19 protein-coding genes and 6 pseudogenes are annotated in these 24,718 nt (G+C 42.3%); 13 read left to right on the plus strand and 12 right to left on the minus strand.

Annotated elements, in window-relative coordinates; all coding sequences use genetic code 11:
• The first annotated feature begins 91 nt into the window (after window positions 1-91).
• Both DYH27_RS13620 and DYH27_RS11830 read left to right on the plus strand, forming a co-directional pair.
• A complete protein-coding gene (locus tag DYH27_RS13620; RefSeq protein WP_025067610.1) occupies window positions 92-1,468 on the plus strand; it encodes a site-specific integrase in 1,377 nt (458 codons plus the stop codon).
• Complete coding sequence (locus DYH27_RS11830) at window positions 1,465-1,869, plus strand: hypothetical protein (RefSeq protein WP_025067611.1); 405 nt, start codon at window positions 1,465-1,467, stop codon at window positions 1,867-1,869. The genes DYH27_RS13620 and DYH27_RS11830 overlap by 4 nt, the downstream gene beginning before the upstream one ends.
• Window positions 1,870-2,078: 209 nt before the next feature.
• Here the strand turns inward: DYH27_RS11830 and DYH27_RS11835 are convergent, their stop codons facing one another.
• The gene (locus DYH27_RS11835; RefSeq protein WP_081640807.1) at window positions 2,079-2,867 is read right to left on the minus strand and encodes a carboxymuconolactone decarboxylase family protein; all 789 of its coding nucleotides are present in this window, start codon (window positions 2,865-2,867) and stop codon (window positions 2,079-2,081) included.
• A 233-nt stretch (window positions 2,868-3,100) separates the two neighbouring features.
• A pseudogene (locus tag DYH27_RS11845) lies at window positions 3,101-3,373 on the minus strand (transposase); the annotation flags it as partial.
• 202 nt (window positions 3,374-3,575) lie between these two features.
• Here DYH27_RS11845 and DYH27_RS11855 point away from each other — a divergent pair.
• Window positions 3,576-3,920, plus strand: a complete 345-nt coding sequence (locus tag DYH27_RS11855; protein WP_025068505.1) for an ISAon1 family transposase N-terminal region protein — start codon at window positions 3,576-3,578, stop codon at window positions 3,918-3,920.
• A 1-nt stretch (window position 3,921) separates the two neighbouring features.
• Window positions 3,922-4,905: an ISAon1 family transposase gene (locus DYH27_RS11865; protein ID WP_455430468.1), complete on the plus strand. Its 984-nt coding sequence runs from the start codon at window positions 3,922-3,924 to the stop codon at window positions 4,903-4,905.
• 336 nt (window positions 4,906-5,241) lie between these two features.
• On the opposite strand, the gene DYH27_RS11875 is transcribed toward DYH27_RS11865, so the two are convergent.
• Together DYH27_RS11875 and gpmA are read right to left on the minus strand one after the other, a co-directional pair.
• Window positions 5,242-6,234 (minus strand): 2-hydroxyacid dehydrogenase, encoded by a 993-nt coding sequence (locus tag DYH27_RS11875; protein ID WP_025068420.1) that lies wholly within the window; start codon window positions 6,232-6,234, stop codon window positions 5,242-5,244.
• Between the two features lie 33 nt (window positions 6,235-6,267).
• Window positions 6,268-7,014 carry a 2,3-diphosphoglycerate-dependent phosphoglycerate mutase gene (gene gpmA, locus DYH27_RS11880; RefSeq protein ID WP_025068419.1) on the minus strand — a complete coding sequence of 249 codons (747 nt, stop codon included), beginning with the start codon at window positions 7,012-7,014 and terminating at the stop codon, window positions 6,268-6,270.
• Between the two features lie 133 nt (window positions 7,015-7,147).
• Between gpmA and DYH27_RS13455 the strand changes: the two genes are divergently transcribed.
• Window positions 7,148-7,306, plus strand: a complete 159-nt coding sequence (locus tag DYH27_RS13455; protein WP_172462792.1) for a hypothetical protein — start codon at window positions 7,148-7,150, stop codon at window positions 7,304-7,306.
• Between the two features lie 201 nt (window positions 7,307-7,507).
• On the opposite strand, the gene DYH27_RS13460 is transcribed toward DYH27_RS13455, so the two are convergent.
• Window positions 7,508-8,338, minus strand: coding sequence for a hypothetical protein (locus DYH27_RS13460; protein WP_029216699.1), 831 nt, complete (start codon window positions 8,336-8,338; stop codon window positions 7,508-7,510).
• Window positions 8,339-8,469: 131 nt separating this feature from the next.
• Here DYH27_RS13460 and DYH27_RS11900 point away from each other — a divergent pair.
• From DYH27_RS11900 to DYH27_RS11920, 3 genes and pseudogenes are all read left to right on the plus strand, one after another.
• Window positions 8,470-8,904, plus strand: a pseudogene (locus DYH27_RS11900) (IS1380 family transposase); the annotation flags it as partial.
• 563 nt (window positions 8,905-9,467) lie between these two features.
• A pseudogene (locus DYH27_RS11910) lies at window positions 9,468-10,376 on the plus strand (IS1380 family transposase); the annotation flags it as partial.
• A 280-nt stretch (window positions 10,377-10,656) separates the two neighbouring features.
• Window positions 10,657-12,651, plus strand: a complete 1,995-nt coding sequence (locus DYH27_RS11920; RefSeq protein WP_025068416.1) for a helix-hairpin-helix domain-containing protein — start codon at window positions 10,657-10,659, stop codon at window positions 12,649-12,651.
• A gap of 50 nt (window positions 12,652-12,701) precedes the next feature.
• Here DYH27_RS11920 and DYH27_RS11925 read toward each other — a convergent pair whose 3' ends face one another.
• From DYH27_RS11925 to DYH27_RS11935, 3 genes and pseudogenes are all read right to left on the minus strand, one after another.
• The gene (locus DYH27_RS11925; RefSeq protein ID WP_029216684.1) at window positions 12,702-13,451 is read right to left on the minus strand and encodes a hypothetical protein; all 750 of its coding nucleotides are present in this window, start codon (window positions 13,449-13,451) and stop codon (window positions 12,702-12,704) included.
• Window positions 13,452-13,623: 172 nt separating this feature from the next.
• Window positions 13,624-14,210: pseudogene (locus DYH27_RS11930) on the minus strand (SMI1/KNR4 family protein).
• Window positions 14,211-14,288: 78 nt separating this feature from the next.
• Window positions 14,289-14,465 (minus strand): annotated as a pseudogene (locus tag DYH27_RS11935) (hypothetical protein); the annotation flags it as partial.
• A gap of 127 nt (window positions 14,466-14,592) precedes the next feature.
• Here DYH27_RS11935 and DYH27_RS11940 point away from each other — a divergent pair.
• The gene (locus DYH27_RS11940; protein ID WP_025068414.1) at window positions 14,593-16,047 is read left to right on the plus strand and encodes an IS4 family transposase; all 1,455 of its coding nucleotides are present in this window, start codon (window positions 14,593-14,595) and stop codon (window positions 16,045-16,047) included.
• Window positions 16,048-16,289: 242 nt separating this feature from the next.
• Here the strand turns inward: DYH27_RS11940 and DYH27_RS11945 are convergent, their stop codons facing one another.
• Together DYH27_RS11945 and DYH27_RS11950 are read right to left on the minus strand one after the other, a co-directional pair.
• Window positions 16,290-16,799, minus strand: a complete 510-nt coding sequence (locus tag DYH27_RS11945; RefSeq protein WP_025068413.1) for a hypothetical protein — start codon at window positions 16,797-16,799, stop codon at window positions 16,290-16,292.
• On the minus strand, window positions 16,780-17,901 hold the full coding sequence (locus DYH27_RS11950; RefSeq protein WP_025068412.1) for a DUF262 domain-containing protein: 1,122 nt from the start codon (window positions 17,899-17,901) through the stop codon (window positions 16,780-16,782). Before DYH27_RS11950 ends, DYH27_RS11945 begins: the two co-directional genes overlap by 20 nt.
• Window positions 17,902-18,100: 199 nt before the next feature.
• On the opposite strand from DYH27_RS11950, the gene DYH27_RS11960 reads away from it, so the two are divergent.
• The 3 genes and pseudogenes from DYH27_RS11960 to DYH27_RS11980 all read left to right on the plus strand — a co-directional run bounded on the left by DYH27_RS11960 (window position 18,101) and on the right by DYH27_RS11980 (window position 22,213).
• Complete coding sequence (locus DYH27_RS11960; RefSeq protein WP_115338021.1) at window positions 18,101-19,402, plus strand: IS1380 family transposase; 1,302 nt, start codon at window positions 18,101-18,103, stop codon at window positions 19,400-19,402.
• Between the two features lie 560 nt (window positions 19,403-19,962).
• Window positions 19,963-20,778 (plus strand): class I SAM-dependent methyltransferase, encoded by an 816-nt coding sequence (locus tag DYH27_RS11970; protein ID WP_081458250.1) that lies wholly within the window; start codon window positions 19,963-19,965, stop codon window positions 20,776-20,778.
• A gap of 134 nt (window positions 20,779-20,912) precedes the next feature.
• Window positions 20,913-22,213: pseudogene (locus DYH27_RS11980) on the plus strand (IS1380 family transposase).
• A gap of 139 nt (window positions 22,214-22,352) precedes the next feature.
• Here the strand turns inward: DYH27_RS11980 and DYH27_RS11985 are convergent.
• Window positions 22,353-22,667, minus strand: coding sequence for a helix-turn-helix domain-containing protein (locus DYH27_RS11985; protein WP_004384326.1), 315 nt, complete (start codon window positions 22,665-22,667; stop codon window positions 22,353-22,355).
• A gap of 11 nt (window positions 22,668-22,678) precedes the next feature.
• Complete coding sequence (locus tag DYH27_RS11990) at window positions 22,679-22,966, minus strand: helix-turn-helix domain-containing protein (protein ID WP_025067441.1); 288 nt, start codon at window positions 22,964-22,966, stop codon at window positions 22,679-22,681.
• A 432-nt stretch (window positions 22,967-23,398) separates the two neighbouring features.
• Here DYH27_RS11990 and DYH27_RS11995 point away from each other — a divergent pair, with 432 nt between their 5' ends.
• Window positions 23,399-24,682 carry a VapE domain-containing protein gene (locus DYH27_RS11995; protein WP_025067442.1) on the plus strand — a complete coding sequence of 428 codons (1,284 nt, stop codon included), beginning with the start codon at window positions 23,399-23,401 and terminating at the stop codon, window positions 24,680-24,682.
• Window positions 24,683-24,718 lie beyond the last annotated feature (36 nt).

Here is a 24,718-nt window from a genome sequence, read left to right on the forward strand (position 1 = left end):
CCTGAGAAACAAAGTTCTCAAAACACTTGGATATGTCAGAAATTTCACCTATCTTGGTGCTGCAAACATAACAAGTAAGCAAAAATTTGACATGACAAAGGTAGCAATTAAAAACGAGAATATCGCTTCTTTCGGAGGAATTTATCACATCATGGACGTTTTCTCAAAGTTGGGCTTTGAAAAACTTACCGAATCTGTATTGGGTAAACGTGGAAGTAGCGGCAAAGCATTCAGCCATGGAAGTATTTTCGGCTCTCTCTTCTTCAGCCACCTTTGTGGTGGAGAATGCCTTGAGGACATCAATGTGCTTATAGGGCAGTTCAAGCAGAGACCTGACACGCTATTACCCGGTGCCGACACTGTGGGACGTGGACTAAAGGAGCTTGCCGAAAAGAATATTGTCTATAAGAGCGAGACCTCCGACAAGTCGTATAGTTTCAACACTGCAGAGAAGCTGAACACCTTACTTTTACGGATGATACGGAGGATGGGGCTTATAAAGGTAGGCAGTCATGTTGACTTAGACTTTGACCACCAGTTTATTCCAGCCCACAAGTTCGATGCAAAGTATTCTTACAAGCAGGATTCTGGCTATTTCCCTGGTTGGGCTTCCATTGGGGCAATCACGGAGGACTTGTTTGAAGAACCCCGTTTCTACCTCAAAAAGCGTGGACTGAAAGGAACGACCATCAACAACTATCTCTGCTGGCTGAGTCGGCTGATGTACCGTGCGGTCAGTCAGAACATCATACGCTGTAATCCCTTTGAGAATGCCAAGTATGAGAAAGAGGATAAGAATATACGATACTTACAAAAATACGACGTGGCAAGGCTCATGGCTATGAGGATGAATGACAGCGAGGCGGAACAGGCAAGGCTGATGTTCATTTTCTCCTGTTTCACGGGACTGGCTATTGCGGATATGGAAACCCTGCAATACAAGCATATCCAAACCGCAGCGGACGGACAGAAATATATCCGCAAGGAGCGACAGAAGACCAAGGTGGAGTTTGTCGTACCGCTGCACCCAATAGCGGAAACTATCATCAGCCATTGCAGGAAAGCAAATCACAACGACTTAACAACAGGACAGGACGAGCAGACGATGAAAGAAAAAGGCGACGGCTTTGTCTTTCATCCTGATAGCAGCCGTAGCGTGATGAATAGCAAATTGTACATTGTGGGCAAGGCTTGCGGTATCAGCCAAAGGCTTTCCTTCCACATGGCACGACACACCTTCGGCACGATGAGCCTTAGTGCAGGAATACCCATCGAAAGCATAGCCAAGATGATGGGGCATGCTTCCATATCAAGCACGCAGATTTATGCACAGGTGACGGACTGCAAGATTTCGGAAGACATGGACAGGCTCATCGCCAAACTTTCCTCAAAGGAAAAGAAAAACAAAGAGCTGGTGGGAAATGAACCCTTGAACATATTAGCATATAAGAAGGAGGAAACGGCATGAATACAACAAACAGACCAAAGACTGGCATGGAGCGTAGTCGCCTTGATTGGAGCGGCAATATGCAGGTAATCCGCAAGGGAGGCGGCGAGATAGCCATGACGGAGGGAGAACTTGCGAGGTTTTTCGGTGTGACATGGAAGAAACTTAACGGCAAGCTACAAGTGATACAGAAATCTTCCAACCTGCACCTTGATGAAATGTGTGCAGGTGAGAAGGCAATGGTCAAAGATAATGAATTGACAGGTTATGCACCGCTTTATCCGCTCTCGGCAATCATCGCCCTCGCCTTTCTGCTGGACAGCATGGAAGCTCACTTGTTCAGAAAGTATGTCTGCCATAAGGTACAGCAACCCGCAACTTCCATAACACCGATATTCCTGTCTGGAGGTACACACCATTGATTTATTCCTATCTTTTTCTTTCACCGATATTATCCTACTACATTACTACAATAAGGAGTAATACGATGAAAGAGAAAGGATTAGGATGTAGTCAGAGGCAGCGGATAGAAATCACTACTTCTTGACTACATTCTACATTAGTCAGTTCAAAATGCATGATTGTAGGCTAATAACTCGCGAAATGAACTTTCTATAGGGAAAGCAATGCCTTATTTGAGTTTGTCGTAGATGTCATCAGTGACAGGTTCCAACCATTCGTTCGATGAGCTATCTTCAACGTGAGTATTGTAAGTCAGGTGCTGCATCCAACTGTCTCTGGCGGCTCCGTGCCAGTGTTTCACGCCCTCGGGGATGGCGATGACGGTCCCGGGCTTCATCTCCACAGCCTCCTTGCCCCACTCTTGGTACCAGCCACGGCCAGTAACGCAGATAAGCACCTGAACGGATTTGTGATGAATGTGCCAGTTGTTGCGGCAACGGGGTTCAAACGTTACATTTACCACGCCCCCCTTGTCAGCCTCCATCGGAGCGAGATAACTCAGCCCTATGAAGTATTTGGCATAGCCCGTGTTAGGCTCGCCAATGGGATAGGGTGTGCTTGCCTGAAATTCTTCTTTGGTCTGTATGTCTGAAGTCCACACCTCCTTGGCCATGTTGAACACCGCCCATGCCTTAGGCCAGCCTACATAGAAAGCGGCGTGAGTGATCATCTCCGAAAATTCCTGTCGGGTCACGCCATTGGCTTTGGCCGTATTCAGGTGATATTTGAGCGATGAGTCGGTGATGCCTTGCGCCACGAGTGAGAGAATTGTGGTAAGCGAGCGGTCATGCAGGCTCATCTCTTCCTGACGGTTCCACACTTCACCGAAAAGAATGTCATCATTGAGATGAGCAAATTCCGGTGCGAACTCTCCGAGGGCGGTACGTCCTGCGGTCTGCTTGATTTCTTTCCTTTCCATATTCTTTTGTGCTTGAATGCCCATCACAGCAGTTGCCATGAGAGCCCAAATTATTATTCCCTTAATTCCGCAGCATAAATTCTTGTGAGAACTCCAAGTGCCTGAGAAACAAAGCTCTCAAAACACTTGGATATGTCAGAAATTTCACCTATCTTGGTGCTGCAAACATAACAAGTAAGCAAAAATCTGACATGACAAAGGTAGCAATTAAAAACGAGAATATCACTTCTTTCGGTGGAATTTATCATATTATACGCGAGCTCGGGATAAGCTTAGTATGCAAATAGTTCTAACTGCTTTGATTTTTCGACATAAACAGGGAGTGCTTCAGGTTTATTATCAAAAAAGCAATAGGTTGTTAGGGCAGAACATAGGTTCATGATGAAGTTGTGTATTGAGCTATGTCGCGAGTGTACGAGGTTAGCTTTATTCTTCAAGAGTTCATTGATGCTCTCGATGATATAGCGTTTTCTTAACATTATCTTATCCCACATGGGCATCAGCTTGTTCTTCATCTTAGCCGTTAGGCCATGAACGAGTTGGATACTCAAGAATACACGAGGCATGAGCTCTACAAAGTTTTATCCCGAACTCGCGTATTATTTCTGTCCCTCTGAATTAGAAAAGGCTATTGATGGGTGGGTGAAATACTATAATGAGAGGAGGTTTCGGGTCAGTCCTAAACCCCAGTTGCAAACCTACTTCTCTTAAGCGCATAATTTCATAAGTATTTATTACCTTTGCATCATGAAGAGTGACCAACTATTACGTTGCATCTTTCCAGATGTACTTGCCGACTACTTTGATGTTGTCGATATTCAAGAGGGTGTTTCCCAGTTTGACTTTTGGCTTGACGAGCGTAACTTTATGGAAAAGTCAGACCATAAGTTAGGCACTGTAAGCAGTTATGGTTTTACCAGCGAGCGTGTAATTCAGGACTTTCCTCTTCGTGGCAAAGCCGTCTACCTCCATGTTCGCCGACGCAAGTGGCGTGACAGTTCCAACGGAGAGATATTTACTTATTCATATGATGACTTGACGGCTGAGGGCAGTAAACTATCCCCCGAGTTCGTTTCTTTTTTAAAAGAATAGAATTGAGTCCACTGCAGAGAGCATCGCAAGCATCGGTGCGCACTATGGCGTAAATGGCAAGCAGTTATCCACACAGTACAAGGAACATTTCAGTGACTACCGCAGCTGGGATCAGTTGGATCATGCTCAAGACTGGCTATTGTTTGAAAATAACATAGGTGAGAGTCTAAGTATTGATGAGACCTGTCTAAGCAGTGGCGAGGTCTATACTTTTCTGACCAACAAGGCGGGAAAGGGCAGAAATGGAACTTTAGTGGCTGTGGTTAAAGGGACCAAGGCAGAGGACGTTATTCAGGTTGTCAAGAAGATAGACCTGTCCAAACGAAAGACTGTCAAAGAGATAACACTTGATTTGTCATCTTCGATGATGCGCATAGCCCGTGCCGTTTTTCCCAAAGCACTCATTACCAATGACAGGTTTCATGTGCAGAAACTGTATTATGATGCTCTGGATGACATGCGTATCGCTTACCGGTGGATGGCAAGGGATAAAGAGAATGAGGAGATAAAAGAAGCTAAAAGTGAGGGAAAGGAATATATACCATTTAGATACAGCAATGGTGACACGCGTAAGCAGTTGCTCGCCAGGGCAAAGTTCATATTGACCAAGCACAGGACCAAGTGGACTGAAGCACAGAAAGCCAGGGCGGAAATCATCTTTGAACATTATCCTACACTGAAAAAGGCATATGATCTGGCTATGAAACTTACCGATATTTATAACATCAAGAGCATCAAGGATGCTGCAAGACTGAAGCTGGCTAAATGGTTCAATGAGGTTGAAGAGCTGGGAGTGGACAATTTCTACACGGTGATTGACACGTTTGAAAATCATTATCAAACCATACTCAATTTCTTTGTAAACAGAGCAACAAATGCAAATGCTGAGTCATTCAATGCCAAGGTTAAGGCATTCAGGGCACAGTTCAGAGGAGTCACAGATATTCCTTTCTTTTTATATAGGCTTATGAAATTGTGTGCTTAAGAGAAGTAGGTTTGCAACTGGGTTTTAGGACTGACCCGAGGTTTCATGAATCGTTGGACAATCTTACACCTAGAGATGTATATTTAGGCCAAGGGGAGAAAATTAAAAGAATAAGAGAAACAATAAAGCAAAATTCAATCAACAAAAGAATTTCTGAGAATAAAAGAATGATATTACAGCATAAATAACTACATTTGCAGTTGTGCACTTTTATTTGACAACGTACAAGTAATGATAAGCCCCCCCTCTTTAGCCTTTTAAGATGCTCAAATTTCAATTTAAAAGTCCATCTTCTTATAAATTGAGTTTTGACACACCCTCCATTATGGATAGCACTCATTGTACTATATTCTCTAATTCCTCGTTATACTTGAACTTACGAATATTCTCTAGGGTGGTGGTTGCTATATTATGCAGGGCCTCCTTGGTAAAGAAAGCCTGATGCGAAGTGATGATTACATTCGGCATCATCAGCAAGAGGGCAAGTTTGTCGTCGTCGATCATCCTGTCCGAGCGGTCCTCGTAGAAGTAGTTCTTTTCTTCTTCGTAGACATCCAGTCCTGCCGCCCCAATCTTGTGAGCATGGAGTCCGGCGATAAGGTCTTCTGAATGAATGAGTTTTCCACGCCCCGTATTAATGATCATTACGCCGTCCTTCATTTTGGCAATACTGTCCTTGTTGATGATAAAGCGGGTATCATCTGTCAGAGGGCAATGTAATGAAATAATATCGGATTGGGAATAAATCTCATCAAGACTACAGAATTTCACGCCATATTGTTCCGTCAGCTCTGGTTTGGGATGAAGGTCATAGGCAAGAATCTTCATACCGAAGCCATAAAGGATTCTGACGAGCTCCCTCGCGATACGACCCATTCCGATCACTCCTACCGTCTTGCCATACATGTCAAAGCCGAGGAGTCCCTTCAGCTTGAAGTTTCCTTCACGGGTTCGTGATACGGAACGATATATTTTCCTGTTAAGTGACAGCATCAAGGCTACAGCATATTCTGCCACTGCATGGGGAGAATAAGCAGGCACTCTTACAACAGGAATCTTACCCTTGGCAGCCTTTATGTCCACATTGTTGAAACCTGCGCAGCGAAGAGCAATCAGTTGGATTCCCATACTTAGCAGGCAGTCAATCACTGCGGCATTGCATTCGTCGTTCACGAAGATACAAACAACATCCTTGCCCCTGGCGAGTTCTACCGACTCAAGACTTAACCGTTCTTTGTAAAAGTGAATGTCGTAGCCATACTCCTTATTTATCTGCCCGAAAGATTCCCTGTCGTAGCTTTTGGCATCAAAGAAAGCAATTTTTACCATATTTCTCAAATTATTCGTAAACTTATAGGTTCATTAAAGTCTCTTTCCCTGATTTGCTACAGCCTGTTGCTTGCGCTGTATCTCTTCCTGATCGCCCAAGTAGTAATCACGAAGCAGCTGAAGACTATTATCAAACTCAAACACATAAGGGGTTGCCGTAGGGATATTGAGTAATGAAATATCGGTATCGGAAATCTGTTTCAGATGCTTCACAATGCCGCGAAGACTATTGCCGTGTGCAACGACAATAACCTGATCACAGGTCATCAGGCTTGGGAAAATTTCACATTCCCAGTAAGGCATCACCCTTGCAATGCAATCCTTCAGAGATTCAGTTTTAGGCAATAGTGCGGAAGGCACATCCTTATACCGGGGATCATGCGTGGAGCTAAAAGGAGAATCATCAGCAAGCAAACGAGGGGCTACGTCAAAGCCGCGCCTCCATTGATAAACCTGCTCATCTCCAAATTTAGCAGCCGTTTCAGCCTTATTCAGCCCTTGCAGTTCTCCATAATGCTTTTCGTTAAGACGCCATGACTTCTTGACGGGAATCCAATCCTGATCCATTGTATCCAAAGCAATGTTGAGTGTCTTTACGGCACGTTTTAAATAGGATGTGTAAGCTCGGTCAAAATGAAAGCCAGCCTCTTTCATTAGCTGTCCGGCATTCTGCGCTTCAACGACACCCTTCTCACTCAAGTCAACATTTACCCAACCGGTAAATCTGTTTTCCTTGTTCCACAGGCTTTCGCCATGTCTTACTAATACTATTCTTTTCATACCTTAATTCCGCAGCATAAATTCTTGTGAGAACTCCAAGTGCCTGAGAAACAAAGTTCTCAAAATACTTGGATATGTCAGAATTTTCACCTATCTTGGTGCTGCAAACATAACAAGTAAGCAAAAATCTGACATGACAAAGGTAGCAATTAAAAACGAGAATATCACTTCTTTCGGTGGAATTTACATCATTTTTTTTGTGGTTTTTCAAACTTCCCCATTGGTTTGGGTGGGGGATTTCATGTCTATGCAAGAACCAAGAATCCTAGAAAATCCCCATATCAATGGATAAATCCCAAAAATGTCACTTCAATATATAAAAGTACCTCACAAGGAATAATGCTGCGGAATTGAGGTTATATTTAACTTTTATTTAAATATTGCCGGCTGTATTTTTATCGAAGCACAGTCTACCCAGTATTTAGTGATTTGTTTTTTCTGGAGTACTTTCGCGAGTATAAGGCAACGCTCTGGTATTATCTACGATTTGGTTCTATTTATGTGTCTTTTCCTTGTGTGCAATGCTTTCACCATTTTGGTAATAAATCTTACGTTGAATATAGCTATTATCATTTTTGCTTTCCCGCTTTTGTGCCACAAGCCAGTAACCCTCACGCAGATGATTTTTAACTTGTCCGCGTTCTTCATACAAACCGGTAGCAGTATCATCGCATTCTTCTTTCAATGGTTTGCTAATATATCCGAACTCTTGTGGATACCATCTGACAAATCTGCCATGGGGATTAATGATATACATGTATGTATTTTCGCGTGAGAGAACTATTTGAGGATTTTCTTCGGAACCATCATCAGAACTCAATACCTCTACGCTATCGGTAATAACTATTCTGCCATTTGCCATGCACGCAAAACTTCTTTTCCATGCACAACCACCCGGTACGTAAGAGCAGATTACCATTTTGTCTATGCAACGATTATAATTATCCAGTGTTTGTATACTGTATGCGGGGTAGACATCATAGTCGTCTTGGTTCAGAAACGAGAATATGACAACTTTAAATCCATATCTGTCGGGAAGCCGTTTATAAAATCGTGCTGTAGAGTCTATGCCATCTCCGGAGTATAATCTTTCGTTAACAAAGGTGTTTGGTGAAAATGCTGCCGCTACCGAAGTATGGGGACTGTTACGAATAGATTCACGAATACTATCGACATTACTCGAATCACAGGCTTCTATACTAAAAGGCAGGCGCTGGATAGGAAGAGTATTCCAGTTGATGAACAAAGTATCTCCTGCGCAATAGGTCGTTATTACAAGAAATAGAAGAACCACAATAGCTAATTTTTGTGCTATATTTATCATATACCTTAATTCCGCAGCATAAATTCTTGTAAGAACTCCAAGTGCCTGAGAAACAAAGTTCTCAAAACACTTGGATATGTCAGAAATTTCACCTATCTTGGTGCTGCAAACATAGTAAGCAAAAAACTGACATGCCAAAGGTAGCAATTAAAAACGAGAAGATCACTTCTTTCGGTGGAATTTATCATATTATGGACGTTTTCTCAAAGTTGGGCTTTGAAAAACTTACCGAATCCGTGTTGGGCAGACGCGGAAGCTGTGGCAAGGCATTCAGCCATGGAAGCATCCTGGGCTCTCTCTTCTTCAGCTACCTTTGTGGAGGGGATTGCCTTGAGGACATCAATGCGCTTACAGGACAGTTCAGGCATCGACCTGGTACGCTGTTACCCGGTGCCGACACTGTGGGGCGCGGACTGAAGGAGCTTGCCGAAGAGAATATTGTCTATAAGAGCGAAACCTCCGGCAGGTCTTACAGTTTCAACACTGCAGAAAAGCTGAACACCTTACTTTTACGTATGATACGGAGAATGGGACTTATAAAGGGTTCTTCCATTAAAAGCGTGGATGTTTTTCGTATAGCTTTAAAGGAAGAACCGGAGTTGCTCATTAAATAAAACATAGCCTAGACTGTCTTGGCTACCTACTTTATTATCATCCTCCAACGCAGAAAACCTTTTCATGTAAATACTTTGAAAATCGCAGACAACATCTTGAAAAATCATGATATAATTACAGGTAAAATACCTGCAGATAAAGGCAAAAATACATATAAAAAGCAAGTTTGCAACCAACAGTAAATCAGTTAGTTATAAAGCAGTGCAAGAATAGGTGCTTAATTGGACTTCAAAAGGGCGTCAGTTAGACCTCAAAAGGGCGTCTATTGCAAGTCAATTGGGCGTCTTTTCAAAGCCAAAAGGTCATGTATTGGTTTTGGGTTGTATGAAAATAGTTTACAAATATTGATTGATATGGGAACAAGTTGTTTGTAGAAGACGGAAAGACATGGTATCTGTTCGCCTTTTCTGCATTTTTTCTGTGCTTTATCCTCCTTTGTGAGACCATCTGATTTTGGATAGTCATACCATACAGGTGTATAAGCCTTTGTTCTGTTTCCTATCTACGTATTTAACGGGAGAACCTTGTAAAGGCGGGCAGCCATATTGACCTGGGCTTTGACCACCAGTTTATTCCTGCCCGCAAATTCGATGCAAAGTATTCCTACAAGCAGGATTTTGGCTATTTCCCTGGTTGGGCTTCCATCGGGGGCATCATAGTCGGAGGTGAGAACCGTGACGGAAACACCAATGTGAAATTCCATCAGGAGGATACGCTTCGCCGCATTATGGACCGTGTAACCTCAGAACTTGGTGTGGTAATAGAGCGTTTCCGTGCCGACTGCGGGTCGTTCTCAAAGGAGATCATCCAGACCGTAGAGCAGCGCTGCAACACGTTCTATATATGTGCAGCCAACTGTGGCAGCCGACACGAGGAGTTCCGCCAGCTGGAAGAATGGAAGAGCGTTGAGGTTGGTTATGAGAGATGCGATGTCACCTCCGTCAGCATGGACAACCTCATCGAAGGAAAGTCATACAGGCTTGTCGTACAGCGTACTCCCTTGAAAGACAGGCACGGCAGGGAACAGACGGATATGTTCGGAGTGATATACACATACCGCTGTATCCTTACCAATAACCGGACATCCACAGAGAAGGACATCATTACATTCTACAATGAACGTGGAGCGAGCGAAAAGAACTTCGACATACAGAACAATGACTTCGGATGGTCGCATCTGCCCTTTTCCTTTATGGCTGAGAACATGGTTTTCATGATGGTTACCGCCATGCTGAAGAACTTCTATCTCTATCTCGTCCGTCATATCAGCGATAAGGTCAAGCCATTGAAAAAGACAAGCAGGCTGAAAGCCTTTATCCTGCATTTTGTCAGCGTGCCAGCAAAATGGGTACGCACTGGAAGGCAGAACGTTCTGAACCTATATACAAATAAAACCTACTACGCTGAGGTCTTCATTGAATAAACATCATTTCTTTGTGGCTTTTCATACTTCCCCATTGGTTTGGGTGGGGGATTTCATGCCCAGGCAAGACCCAGGAAGCCACGAAAAACCTCATAACAACATATAGAGCCCCAAAAAGACATCTCAACATATAAAATCGCCTCACAAGGAAAAACGCTGCGGAATTGAGGTTAAAATCCAGTTCTCAGCACGGATGTTTTTACTTTTATTGCTGTTTTGTTTGCTTTTATCAGAAACAAAGGCTATATTTGTTGCCTTAATACTTTGAAAGTTATACCGAATGAAGAAGCTACTACTGACCTGGCTCCTTGGACTTGTCAGTCTTAATGCCATCGCACAACAACCCTGTAAATGGGAAGAGTTGCTTGATGAACTCTATGCCAATACCGAAGAAAATACAACAGTGAAGGAGGAAACTTTTGAACTGCTGGCTGGGCTTGCAGAACATCCACTGAACATCAATACGGCAACACGGGAAGAAATGGAGCGCATCCCATTCCTGACGGCTGAACAGATTGAGGAACTGCAAGCCTACGTTTACCAGTATCATGGCATGCAGTCATTGGGCGAGCTTGCCATGATTGAATCCCTTGATGTGGTACGCCGCCAGCTTCTTCCTTATTTTGTCTATGTTTCTCCAGCAGAAGAACACAAACAGTTCCCCTCTCTTAAATCTATATTGAAGGGTGGAAAACACACGTTGATGTTTACTTCTCACATTCCTTTCTATAAGCGGGAAGGCGACCGCAACGGCTATATCGGCTATCCTTATGCCCATTCTTTCCGTTACACCTTCCGTTATGGCGATTATGTTCAGGCAGGAATTGTGGGTGCACAAGATGCAGGTGAGCCATTCTTTGCGCATGGCAACAGTCTGGGTTATGACCATTACAGCTTCTACGTGCTGTTAAGGAAGATGGGGCGGATGAAGGCTTTGGCGGCAGGACGATACAAGGTGAATTTCGGACAGGGACTTGTCATCAACAACTCTTTCTCCTTTGGGAAACCTGCCATGCTCTCAACGCTCGGCAGACAGTCCACAGGAATCCATACACATTCATCCCGCTCGGCAGTCAATTATCTGCAGGGAGCAGCTGCAACGGTGGAGATGGCAAAACATCTCGACCTCACAGCTTTCCTTTCCTACCGAACCATTGATGCCACACTCTCTGGCAGTGGCACCATCAAGACGATACTCAATACCGGCTATCACCGTACAGAACGAGAGATGAACCGAAAAGATGCTGCCTCACAGTTTGTCGCCGGGACACATCTGAGCTGGTCATCGGGTGCTTTTCGTGTAGGATTGTCGGCTCTTTACACCTGTTTCGATAAGGAACTGACGCCCAACACCTCATTATATTACCATCATTACGCTCCGTCGGGCAATAACTTCTGGAACGTCAGTGTGGACTATGGCTATCAGCATCCCCACTGGTCATTGGCTGGTGAGACGGCAGTGGACGGCAAAGGCAGTATTGCCACGGTGAATAACCTCTCCTTTCAGGCTGCACCTAACCTGTCATTCCTTGCTATCCAACGATATTATGGCTATCAGTACACGGCACTTCTTGCACGTGGATTCGGTGACAACGGAGCGGTTCAGAACGAGAGCGGAATCCTTGTAGGGGCTGACTGGAACGTGACACGTGGCTTGTCACTCATGGCTTACACTGATTTCGTTTACTTCTCACATCCTCGTTTTGGTGCACATACTGCCAGCAAAGCGTGGGACAATCTGCTGATGCTTACCTATATCCGCCAACGCTGGTCACTTCTGGCACGTTACCGGCTTCGGATACGTGAGAAAGACAATGCCGAGAAGACTGCCCTTGTGAACGAACTGACGCAGCGTGGACGTTTCACACTGACTTATTCTGCCGATTCATGGAGTTGTAAAAGCCAGTTGGATATAGCTGCAAGCAGTTATCTCAATCGAAGTTTCGGCTATATGTTAAGTGAGTCAGGCACATGGATGCCGCTCTCATGGCTCAGTCTTACCGGCACATTAGGCTACTTCCACACAGCCGACTTCTCCTCCCGCATCTACATCTATGAGCGTGGTCCGCTTTACTCCTTCAGCTTTCCGTCCTTCTTTGGCAGGGGAATGCGTTATAGTCTCTTTGTACGGGCTGACTTTTCAAGCCATCTTATGCTCATCCTTCGCAGTTCAACCACCCATTACTTCGACCGTAACCACGTCTCTTCCGGGCTTCAGCAGGTCAACTCTTCAACACTAAGTGGACTTGATATTCAACTTCGATGGCGATTTTAAGTACTTGTCCCGTATGTAATTGCTATCCATAAAGTAGATGACAGGGGCTGTTATTCGCCAAAGGCATCGTAGTTTCCCATACGTAGAAGCATCGGGAAATGGCGTCGATAGCGATAAAGGGGGAAATCTCCTTCGTCCCCAAAAGAAGTAAAATCAAATTGATGCGTTGCCTGATATTTTGCGGACGAATTGTGTTCATCAACATAGATATTGGACAGGCATGGCTGCCCGTCATACATGTTAATGAGGATGTTATAGGCATACTTGTATCCTTGTCCTGCTTCAAAACTCAGTTCTATACCCTCCTCCCCTGCTGTTATATTCTCAAAACTCAGCATTGTTTCAGCTTCCGTGTTGCGAATAACATTGGTGTAAACCCATCGTCTTCCCTTGTATTCTATCGCAAGAAGGCGGTCGGTAAAAATCGAATCCGTAATAGTGTCAACAGCTGTCGTCATGGTTATCGGAGATAAAACAGCGGCATTCATCCCTTTGAATGATGCTTCTCCCATCTTTACATAAAAGTCAGATATCCGAAATCCTTTCCATGTATAAAATCCCTTCCAACGGTTTGGAGTAGGACAACTAAGCTGTATCGTATTATTCACAAAACTTGTCAAGTGCTGAATCGGCTTCCCATAATATCCTGTTACAGTATCAACCTCGGCATCATACCCGTATTCTATCAATGGGTTTCCTGACTTTTCATTTGTCTCAGCTGTGTCGGACGGAAGACTGCAAGCCATGCAATTAGCTGCAGCCAACATAAGTAATAAGAAGGAACACACCTTTCTTTTCATATTGTTTTTTATGTTATATACTCTAATAACGTTTCCGATTCGGATTTCTTGTATACCCGTTGTTAATACCCTTATAAGAGTGTTCGTCAATACCCTTATATGGGTGTTCGTCAATACCCTTGTATGGGTGTTCACTGATACCCTTATATGACTAATATCACGAGGCTTTATATTACCTTTTAATTGGGGTGGTATAAAGGTCTTCATCTGTTTTTCTTCCCCTCTCATCAAACAGTGAGTATATCCTCTTTAACTCTGATATAAGCATTTGCTCGAACGTTTCCCATTGGAATAGGGAGGTTGCATCGTCTCTATCACAATAGTGCACGGTGCTTGTTCTTTTATCTATATAAAGATAAGAACCGTCCCAGTCATAACCGCCTATAAAGAAATGGTCGTCTGTGGCATTTCGAGGTCTTTCCCGAATGTTTGCCGTAATAATCGAAAACGGTTGGCGGCTTTCATCAGTGCTTCTTTTATAGTTTCTTCTTAACCCGTCTAAACAAAAGGTTCCAACCAATATGTCTAACCCATTGCTTACATCTAACAAGAATTTTTTATAATCGATGGGAATTTCCATGCCCAATTCTTTCTCCAATGCTTGGACATCGTTCTTACTTAGCGGAGGATACAGGGTGTTTAGCCAAGCCTCGGGGGCTATATGGGGCGCTTTCCTATAAGGATTGCACCGGTGGATTGGGATTCTTCAATACCCTGGTTCTGAAATCTATAAATTAAATCCCTATATGTTTTATTCATATTCTATTTTTCTATATACGCTATACTATTTATGGTAAAGGCTCATCATTAAAAATGAAGAATTTGACAATAGTTGATTTAATCTCTATTGATTTTCTTCCCACTTGATGGATTCCTGTAATTACCATTATGCCTACTAAGATGTTCTCCACCTTTCTTCACAAATTCAATATTTGACGGATCACCAGCATCTTCTGGATGTCCTTTTACACTATTAATGTGATGTCCTTCGTAACCCTTTACTTTTCCTGTTTCTTTTAATTCCTTTAACTAAAGTTTCCCACCCTAATAAATAGATAGGAAAATAACAGTTTGTCGAATTTTCTTTGTAAATTAGTAATCGCTAAAGAACTGATTTTAAAGACAAGACAACAAAACTGTTATGGAAGCAAAAATAGAGAAAATAAGCGAGTTATCCAAACTTTTGAGTGTTAAAAACCGAATGAGTGATGATTTGTTTCATCTTTTTGGCAAGTTTGGCATCGGTCATCTGTTATCTCGTCTGTCATTGGAGAAACAGGACGGAGTTTCCGCTTCGGAGCTGATCCTTTCTCTTTGCCTCTTCCGCATTGTTGGTAAGAGCATCCACAGTATATGCAAGCATAAGATATATGAGCTTTCAAATCATGGCAAGAACTGTTTCTATCGCATGATGATTCGCCCGCAGATGGATTGGAGACGCCTGATGAACCACTTTGCCCTGCGTTATATGTGCCTGTTGCGTAAGTATGGCGAAGCTCCTCAATCCGACACCACGACATGTTTCATCATAGATGACACTGTGCCTGGGAAGAGTGGCGTGAGAATGGAGGGTATCAGTCGTGTTTTCGATCATGTAAAAGGCAGATGCGTATTGGGCTACAAACTGCTACTTTGTGCCTTCTTTGACGGCAGGACAACCTTACCCTTTGACTTTTCACTGCATCAGGAAAAGGGGATGCAAGGCGACTGCGGGCTGACAAGACAGCAACGCAGAAAGGCATATCATACCAGGAGGAACACCTGCAATCCTGATTATAAGAGCTTTCAAGAGTGTAAGATGTCCAAGATGGAAGTCGCCATGGACATGCTTCGCTGTGGATGGAAGATGGGGTTGCATGCGAAGTATGTGCTTACCGATAGCTGGTTCACTTGCGAGCAACTTATGGCGTGTGTCAGGAGCATAGGTAAAGGTGCAATGCACTTTGTCGGACTTGCAAAAATGGGAAAGACGAAATACGCTGTATCAGGCAGGAAGAAAAATGCTGCAGAACTCATTGCCACCTATGAACGTGAACGAGGAAAAAACCGTCGTAAATACAAATGTCGATATATTCAGCTCAACGGCAACTTAGGAGATATACCTGTTAGAATCTTCCTCATCAAGTATGGTAGAAACTCCACATGGAACATCCTGCTCACCACGGATACTACGATGTCTTTCGTAAAAGCCTTTGAAGTATATCAGATCAGATGGAACATAGAGGTGATGAACAAGGAGACCAAGCAGTATCTCGGATTAGGAAGTTATCAAGGTTGCGACTTCAATGGTCAGATAGCCGACGCTACGCTGTGTTACCTTACATATACCGTCATGGCCTTGGAAAAGCGGTTCACAGAATATCAAACCATGGGGGAACTCTTTTCGGACATGGAGGGCAATCTCATGGCACTCACGTTATGGAAGCGAGTTCTTGCCTGCATCGAACGAATTCTTCGCATTTTAGGAGAAACACTAGGGGTGACACCCCAACACCTTATGACTACGATCTGCGGCAACGACAAAGAGATGAGCAAAATCCTTGTAATGGCTGAAGCATTGGAAAAATGGGATGAAGTATATGGACAGACTGCATAACTTCTATTAGCCATGTGTTAAAACTCAATGGATATGGGGGACGAAAGGCAAAGGTAAATGAGAAAAGCCAGTGTTTTAAGGGGTGGGAAACTTTAGTAATATATTACACTGGCAAACAATTAGTTAGGAAAAATCTGAATATCCCTACTTAGGTATCCAAATCTCTAGAGAGATGGGGTAAAGAGCTGTTTTCGGTAGTTGTTATTATTTGAATAAAAGAGGTCAAACTATAACTGTTATGCTTAACGTAAAGAACACACCTCTTGCTCAATGGTAGTAATAATAGGTTTGATACGTCTATAATCGTTCAGAATTGTAGATGGTGCATCATAGGTTGTTGTTGTTCCTACAGTATGAGTATGAGCTGCTTTGTTTCTTTTATCAGAGTATGTGTCTACAATATTTTTAAATTGATTAATATCTATTTTGTCAAGCACATTTTCAAGATTATAGGCTCCTATAGTTATACTTAATATTCTTAGGATATTATTTTCATACTTAAAACCATAATTCTTTCTTATTTGATTTTTTATGTAGGTGTTAATATTGATCTCAACTATATGATTATCTAAATAATCATACAAAATTTGATCTATACTTTGTTCAATCCATCCGGAAAATTCTATTAAGGCTGTTTTTGACAAAAGGATAGGTAATTCACAATTAGAATCCGATACATATTCTAAATATGTATTATCTAAGTTAGCTAATGTGTTTTCAATATTTGAATAATTAACCACGGCTAAACACATTGATTGCAGATTCTATTCTACTTTTAACTTTCTCTTCAGAGCTTAAACCTTCCTTCATCTCTTCTGGTTGAAATTTAGGTTCCTTTAAAAGTTCTTCGTACATTTTATTTAATACTTTGCTGTCTTTGTCTGTTAATGTTGTAAGATTATATGCAATACCAATCATTACAGCTTCTGCAATATTTTTAGAATCAATTTTTTCTTCAAGTTTATTTGCAATATTCAGTGTTCTCTTGAAGATGTCCTTTAAATATTTTATATTGTCATCTGTCGTGTCTTTATTTTCATTCATGTACGTATTTAAAAAAGCAGCAAGTTTTCCCTTGTAATTGGAATAAGATTGATAAAATGCGAAGAAACGTAAAATACGCTCTTCATTATTAAATCTTGCTTTGTCAACTTTTTTTTGATCTGTATTTGCAAATGTATACCATTCTGGGGTTCTAGCTAATTCTTTAAGTAAGGTGTTAAAAGAACCCTGAAAAATACAGTTTCTTATTTCTTGATTATATAATTTATTCCCTCCGGAGTTTAGTCTGTAAAAAATCTGAAAGAGATATTTCATATGTTCCGGATTCTTAGAGTCACACCTAAGAACAGTAATGGGGATTGTTACGTTTTCTAAAATTTCAACTAAATGGGGGTTTTCTTTCTTAATTTCAGAAACTTTTTTGTTTGAAATTCGTGGATCAACATCGTCGTTTTTTGACAATAGCCAATCATTTTGTTCATTAAGAAATTTAATAATAGAAGATATACGTTGTAATCCGTCTATTACCATTCTTTTTTGTGTTGATATGTCGAGACTTATGCACATACTTGGTATGGGCAATTGTTTCATTAAACTGTCGATAAATAGTGTTTGAGCAGGATTTCTCCATACTTCACCTCTTTGAAAATCAGGATTTATATTTATTTGATTTTTTAAATACATACGGTATATGTCTGCACAAGAGCGTTGCTCGTTGAATGCAACGATGTCAGGTGGAGGCATAACAGAAGGTGATGCATCTTCTTCTTCTTCTTTTGTACGGTCGATCATATCCTTTATTTCTTCAGAAGATATTCCTGGTTCAATGTTAAGTGTTAAATGTTGATCCATATTGTAAAATGTTTATTTGCAAAGATAATACTATTCGTAGAGTAAGAAGAATTTTCTTTGTTTTATTCCTTAATTCCGCAGCACAATTTCTTGTGAGAACTCCAAGTGCCTGAGAAACAAAGTCCTCAAAACACTTGGATATGTCAGAAATTTCACCTATCTTGGTGCTGCAAACATAACAAGTAAGCAAAAATCTGACATGACAAAGGTAGCAATAAAAAACGAGAATATCGCTTCTTTCGGTGGAATTTATCACATCATGGACGTTTTTTCAAGGTTGGGCTTTGAAAAACTTACCGAATCCGTGTTGGGCAGACGCGGATGCAGCGGCAAGGCATTCAGCCATGGGAATATTTTCGGCTTTCTCTTCTTCAGTTACCTTTGTGGTGGAGAATACCTTGAGGACATCAATGCGCTTATAGGGCAGTTCAAGCAGAGACCTGACACGCTGTTACCCGGTGCCGACACTGTGGGGCGCGGACTGAAGGAGCTTACCGAGAAAAATATTGTCTATAAGAGCGAGACCTCCGACAAGTCGTATAGTTTCAACACAGCAGAAAAGTTGAATACCTTACTTTTACGGATGATACGAAGAATGGGGCTTATAAAGGTGGGCAGTCATGTTGACTTAGACTTTGACCATCAGTTTATTCCAGCCCACAAGTTCGATGCAAAGTATTCTTACAAGCAGGATTTTGGCTATTTCCCTGGTTGGGCTTCCATTGGGGGAATCATAGTCGGAGGTGAGAATCGTGACGGAAACACCAATGTGAGATTCCATCAAGAAGACACGCTTCGCCGAATTATGGACCGTGTGACCTCCGAGCTTGGTGTGGTAATAGAGCGTTTCCGTGCCGACTGCGGGTCGTTCTCGAAGGAGATCATCCAAATCGTAGAGCAGCGCTGCAACACGTTCTATATACGTGCAGCCAACTGCGGCAGCCGACACGAGGACTTCCGCCAGCTGAAAGAATGGAAGAGTGTTGAGGTTGGGTATGAGAGATGCGATGTCACCTCCGTCAGCATAGACAACTTAATAGAAGGAAAGTCATACAGGCTTGTCGTACAGCGTAGTCCTTTGAAAGACAAGGATGGCAAGCAACAGACGGATATGTTCGGAGTAATATACACATACCGCTGTATCCTCACCAATAACTGGACATCCACAGAGAAAGACATCATTACATTTTATAATGAGCGTGGAGCAAGCGAAAAGAACTTCGACATACAGAACAATGACTTCGGATGGTCGCATCTGCCCTTTTCCTTTATGGCTGAGAACATGGTTTTCATGATGGTTACCGCCATGCTGAAGAACTTCTATCTCTATCTCGTCCGTCATATCAGCGATAAGGTCAAGCCATTGAAAAAGACAAGCAGGCTGAAAGCCTTTATCCTACATTTTGTCAGCGTGCCAGCAAAATGGGTGCGCACTGGAAGACAGAACGTTCTGAACCTATATACAAATAAAACCTACTACTCTGAGATCATCATTGAATAAACAACATTTCTTTGTGGTTTTTCATACTTCCCCATTGGTTTGGGTGGGGGATTTTATGCTTAGAAAAGACCCCAAAAACACCGAAGCACCTTATATCAACATATAGAGCCCCAAAAAGACATCTCAACATATAAAATTTTCTCACAAGAAAAAATACTGCGGAATTAAGGTATTATATCAATTTAAAAGTTCAAATCGTCTTCAATATCTATGACGAAAAAGAAGTAGGCTTCTTCACTTATGACTCAGATACTGGAAAAACTAAATATGCAGTAAGGGCAGATGGTAATCCGATTTTCTTCTATTTCTTTGGATAACAGTATACGCTATATAGATTTATCTTTACCATAAGGCGATTATGTCAAAATACCTATTTATAAGTATTGCTACTTACAAACAAAAAAGATATTTTTGCAACTGAGACAAAGGAACATAACTGTAATTTAGGATGTTTATACTAGCATAATTCTTGTTCTGAAGCGCACAGTCCAAGTAAAGGGTGTACGCTTCTCATTAAAGCAGGAAATAAATAATTCCTAAGAACCAAATAAAAATAAAGAATGATGGATACAAAACAACTTACAGGTATTCCCGAAACAATGCTTACCACACTTTGGGCGAAGGCCACGGAGACAAAGCGACCGGATGCTTTGTTGAGGGATATTTATGCAACAGAGATCATCAAACATGTGGATTATGATTTCTCTAAATTTAAGAAGGGAAAATTCTCACAGGCTGGTGTTTGTGTTCGTGCAAAACTAATTGATGATGAAGTGATAACGTTCTTAAAAGAATATCCTGACGGTGTCGTAATACAATTGGGGGCAGGGCTTGACGCTCGATATCAACGTCTTGACTGTCCACACTGTGCTCATTGGTACGATCTCGATTTAGAAAAAGTTATCGATATACGGCGTCGTTTTATACCTGAGACTGAGACGAATACTTTTCTTTCAATGTCAATGTTCGACTACAAATGGATAGAAGAGGTAAAGAAATATAATACCCCCGTGCTGATTATTCTTGAAGGAGTATTGATGTACTTTAAAGAAGAGCAGGTAAAAGCTTTTATAAACGAATTGTGTAGCCGCTTGGATAAAGCTACAATACTAATGGACATCTTATGTTATGTACTCGTAGGGAAAGCTAAACATCATGACGTAATCAGTAAGATGGATGATAATACGGAGTTCTTATGGTCCATACTGCATACCAAAGACATGGAGAAATGGAATAATCGTTTACATCTTATCCGTGAATACTTTATGAGCGATTACGATCATGGACGTTTTCCATTGATATTCCGCCTGCTTTATAAAATTCCGTATTGTTATATTCGCTTCAATCAGCGTATAGTGCGATTGGATATTTATTGAATACCTTAATTCCGCAGCATAAATTCTTGTGAGAACTCCAAGTGTCTGAGAAACAAAGTCCTCAAAACACTTGGATATGTCAGAATTTTCACCTATCTTAGTGCTATCAAATAATAAACAAGCAAAAATCTGACATGACAAAGGTAGCAATTAAAAACGAGAATATCACTTCTTTCGGAGGAATTAATCACATCATGGACGTTTTTCAAAGTTGGGCTTTGAAAAACTTACCGAATCCGTGTTGGGCAGATGCGGATGCAGCGGCAAAGCATTCAGCCATGGAAGTATTTTCGGCTCTCTCTTCTTCAGTTACCTTTGTGGTGGAGAATGCCTTGAGGACATCAATGCGCTTATAGGGCAGTTCAAGCAGAGACCTGATACGCTGTTACCCGGTGCCGACACTGTGGGACGCGGACTAAAGGAGCTTACCGAAAAGAATATTGTTTATAAGAGCGAGACCTCCGACAAGTCGTATAGTTTCAACACAGCAGAAAAGTTGAATACCTTACTTTTACGGATGATACGAAGAATGGGGCTTATAAAGGTGGGCAGTCATGTTGACTTAGACTTTGATCATCAGTTTATTCCAGCCCACAAGTTCGATGCAAAGTATTCTTACAAGCAGGATTTTGGCTATTTCCCTGGTTGGGCTTCCATTGGGGGAATCATAGTCGGAGGTGAGAATCGTGACGGAAACACCAATGTGAAATTCCATCAGGAGGACACGCTTCGCCGAATTATGGACCGTGTGACCTCCGAGCTTGGTGTGGTAATAGAGCGTTTCCGTGCCGACTGCGGGTCGTTCTCAAAGGAAATTATCCAAACCGTAGAGTCGCGCTGCAACACGTTCTATATACGTGCAGCCAACTGCGGCAGCCGATGTGAGGACTTCCGCCAGCTGAAAGAATGGAAGAGTGTTGAAGTTGGCTATGAGAAATGCGATGTCACCTCCATCAGCATGGACAACTTAATAGAAGGAAAGTCATATAGGCTTGTCGTACAGCGTAGTCCTTTGAAAGACAAGGAGGGCAGGGAGCAGACGGATATGTTCGGAGTAATATACACATACCGCTGTATCCTTACCAATAACCGGACATCCACAGAGAAGGACATCATTACATTCTACAATGAACGTGGAGCGAGCGAAAAGAACTTCGACATACAGAACAATGACTTCGGATGGTCACATCTGCCCTTTTCCTTTATGGGTGAGAACATGGTTTTCATGATGGTTACCGCCATGCTGAAGAACTTCTATCTCTATCTCGTCCGTCATATCAGCGAAAAGGTCAAGCCATTGAAAAAGACAAGCAGGCTGAAAGCCTTTATCCTACATTTTGTCAGCGTGCCAGCAAAATGGGTACGCACTGGAAGGCAGAACGTTCTGAACCTATATACAAATAAAGCATACTACTCTGAGGTATTCCTTGAATAAACAGCATGTCTTTGTGGTTCTCACATTCCCCATTGGTTTGGGTGGGGGATTTCATGATTATGCAAGAACCAAGAATCCCAGAAAATCCCCATATCAATGGATAAATCCCAAAAATGTCACTTCAATATATAAAAGCACCTCACAAGGAATAATGCTGCGGAATTGAGGTCCTATAACAATCCTCCAGTAATCTCTCCAAGTCCGAAGCCTTGTAGAGAATCTTTCCTGCAAACTGCGTGTAGGGAATAATCTTTCTGTCTCGATAGTCTTGCAAGGTGCGAGGGCTTATATACAGCCGCTCACACACCTCCTTGCCCGTTAGGAAATGCTCACCTCCAAACAGGGGCTTGTGCGTCTGTGCCACTTCCTTAATTCTCCTGCTTACGCTGCTGATAGCGGACAGCACCACCTGCATCTCGTCCGCATCCATGCTTAAATCTCTAACTGTTTCCATCTTTTCATTGTTTATTTGTTGTTCTTGGTTTTCTCTGACTTTGTCTGTAACAACCGTTCCACGTCTTCACGCTTGTAATGGCACTTGTGTCCGATTTGTGTAAACGGAAGCATGCCCGTATCACGGTAATGCTGCAAGGTGCGCTTGCTGATGTTGAGTAACCGACACACATCTCCGTTGTGCAGCCAATCAGTGTGCTTACTCGATTCTCCAAATGCCTTGTGGCAGGTCTGGGCAAGAGCGACAATTTCGTCCCTCAGCATTGCCCATTGCTTGTCGGTAATGATAAAATATCCCATAGCGTTATATTGTTTTGTTTATATTTTCCTTTTGCGATTTGCTTTCCGTCGCATGTTTCTGCGTGCAAAAGTATGCGCTTCTTTCCATTCCACAAAGCGGCAAAGGAACAGCAGGGAAGAATAGGGAAACAGAAGGAAATGAGGTTATCTTTCTTACTCTTCTTCCGGTCCTTATCTTCCTTTTTTCTACGTTTGTTTTAGTCAAAGCAATACAGTGCTGATTGAAGCAAACAGGTACAGACATTTCCTATTACTTTTCTACACTTGTGCGCTTGTTCTTGGCTTAAATCCTTATTTTCCTGCTGTTTCCTGAAAGAATTCCGTAAGAAATCTATTGCCAATGAGCGCAACATTATGCAAGCATGCTCAGATTGCTTGGAACATTGACATTCTCGCCGTAACTTCACACTTGGAAACCAAAACGGGTAAACAATGAAAAATGAAGCAGATAAAAGCAGAATGAAAACAACTGGCAATTCTACCGAACGCAGGGGAAACACCTCCAAGAACAGCGAGATAGAAACCTATCTCCGTGCGCACTATGCGTTCAGGTATAATACCGTGCTGGGCAGGACGGAATACCGAAGCAGTAAAGATGCAAGCAATCGTTTCACAAAGGTTGGTCGCTATGAAATCAACTCTCTCCGTAGGGAGCTTGATTTAGATATGGGCATCATTACCTCCTCCGACAATCTCTATTCCATCATCGAAAGCAGCTTTTCGCCACGCATCAATCCCATACAGGACTACTTCAAGGCTTTGCCAGAGGTTGATGCTTCAGAAGTGCTGCACAAGATAGAGGTAAACCAAAGCACAATAGCCAACCTTGCATCGTGCGTTATCGTCCGCAACTCTGAAAAGTGGCTGCCATACCTTACCAAATGGCTTGTTGCAGTGGTTGCCAACGCTATGGATGACCGTGAATGCCGTAACCATACCTGCCTTGTACTGACAGGAGAACAAGGTAAGTTCAAGACTACCTTTCTTGATTTACTTTGTCCTCCTGCCCTTCACGGTTACAGCTACACAGGAAAAATATATCCGCAGGAGAAGGACACACTTACTTATATCGGTCAGAACCTTATCGTAAACATTGACGACCAACTCAAAGCCCTCAACAAGCGTGATGAGAATGAACTCAAGAACCTTATTACCTGTCCGATGGTTAAATACCGTATGCCTTACGACAAGTATGTGGAGGAACACCCACACTTGGCGAGTTTTGTAGCATCGGTAAACGGCAATGACTTTTTGACAGACCCGACAGGAAGCAGGCGTTTCCTACCCTTTGAGGTACTATCTATTGACATAGAACGAGCAAAAACAATTTCTATGGATGCCGTCTATGCCGAAGCCAAAGCCTTGTTAAACGCAGGCTTTCGATATTGGTTTAACGATGAAGAAATCACGGAACTCTACAAGGAGAGTGAGGACTTCCAAGTACAGACCGCAGAAATGGAACTACTATTACGCTGTTTTGAAAAGCCAACAGAGGACAATCCTCATTGTGCTTATATGACCACTACCGAAATACTCGCTTATTTAGGTGTTTATACGCATCAACCTTTGACACTCAAACGTATGGGCGAAGCACTCAAAAGAACTGGCTTTGAAAAGGTAAGCAAGAGGCGTGAAGGTTGTAGTCCTGTCTATGTGTATAAGATTAGGAAAATCCACCCCTGCCCACTGGTAAATAGCTGTAGTAGTTTGATGTAGTAGCGTATGTAGTATAGTTGTTTACTACAACTCATA

The sequence above is a fragment of the Prevotella denticola genome (assembly GCF_900454835.1).
Lineage (GTDB): Bacteria > Bacteroidota > Bacteroidia > Bacteroidales > Bacteroidaceae > Prevotella > Prevotella denticola.

What these genes read in the sequence shown, in the direction of transcription:
- DYH27_RS13620 (WP_025067610.1), top strand. Translation starts at nt 92, where the DNA reads ATGACAAAGGTAGCAATTAAAAACGAGAATATCGCTTCTTTCGGAGGA.
- DYH27_RS11830 (WP_025067611.1), top strand. Translation starts at nt 1,465, where the DNA reads ATGAATACAACAAACAGACCAAAGACTGGCATGGAGCGTAGTCGCCTT.
- DYH27_RS11835 (WP_081640807.1), bottom strand. Translation starts at nt 2,867, where the DNA reads ATGGCAACTGCTGTGATGGGCATTCAAGCACAAAAGAATATGGAAAGG.
- DYH27_RS11855 (WP_025068505.1), top strand. Translation starts at nt 3,576, where the DNA reads ATGAAGAGTGACCAACTATTACGTTGCATCTTTCCAGATGTACTTGCC.
- DYH27_RS11875 (WP_025068420.1), bottom strand. Translation starts at nt 6,234, where the DNA reads ATGGTAAAAATTGCTTTCTTTGATGCCAAAAGCTACGACAGGGAATCT.
- gpmA (WP_025068419.1), bottom strand. Translation starts at nt 7,014, where the DNA reads ATGAAAAGAATAGTATTAGTAAGACATGGCGAAAGCCTGTGGAACAAG.
- DYH27_RS13455 (WP_172462792.1), top strand. Translation starts at nt 7,148, where the DNA reads ATGACAAAGGTAGCAATTAAAAACGAGAATATCACTTCTTTCGGTGGA.
- DYH27_RS13460 (WP_029216699.1), bottom strand. Translation starts at nt 8,338, where the DNA reads ATGATAAATATAGCACAAAAATTAGCTATTGTGGTTCTTCTATTTCTT.
- DYH27_RS11920 (WP_025068416.1), top strand. Translation starts at nt 10,657, where the DNA reads ATGAAGAAGCTACTACTGACCTGGCTCCTTGGACTTGTCAGTCTTAAT.
- DYH27_RS11925 (WP_029216684.1), bottom strand. Translation starts at nt 13,451, where the DNA reads ATGAAAAGAAAGGTGTGTTCCTTCTTATTACTTATGTTGGCTGCAGCT.
- DYH27_RS11940 (WP_025068414.1), top strand. Translation starts at nt 14,593, where the DNA reads ATGGAAGCAAAAATAGAGAAAATAAGCGAGTTATCCAAACTTTTGAGT.
- DYH27_RS11945 (WP_025068413.1), bottom strand. Translation starts at nt 16,799, where the DNA reads ATGTGTTTAGCCGTGGTTAATTATTCAAATATTGAAAACACATTAGCT.
- DYH27_RS11950 (WP_025068412.1), bottom strand. Translation starts at nt 17,901, where the DNA reads ATGGATCAACATTTAACACTTAACATTGAACCAGGAATATCTTCTGAA.
- DYH27_RS11960 (WP_115338021.1), top strand. Translation starts at nt 18,101, where the DNA reads ATGACAAAGGTAGCAATAAAAAACGAGAATATCGCTTCTTTCGGTGGA.
- DYH27_RS11970 (WP_081458250.1), top strand. Translation starts at nt 19,963, where the DNA reads ATGATGGATACAAAACAACTTACAGGTATTCCCGAAACAATGCTTACC.
- DYH27_RS11985 (WP_004384326.1), bottom strand. Translation starts at nt 22,667, where the DNA reads ATGGAAACAGTTAGAGATTTAAGCATGGATGCGGACGAGATGCAGGTG.
- DYH27_RS11990 (WP_025067441.1), bottom strand. Translation starts at nt 22,966, where the DNA reads ATGGGATATTTTATCATTACCGACAAGCAATGGGCAATGCTGAGGGAC.
- DYH27_RS11995 (WP_025067442.1), top strand. Translation starts at nt 23,399, where the DNA reads ATGAAAAATGAAGCAGATAAAAGCAGAATGAAAACAACTGGCAATTCT.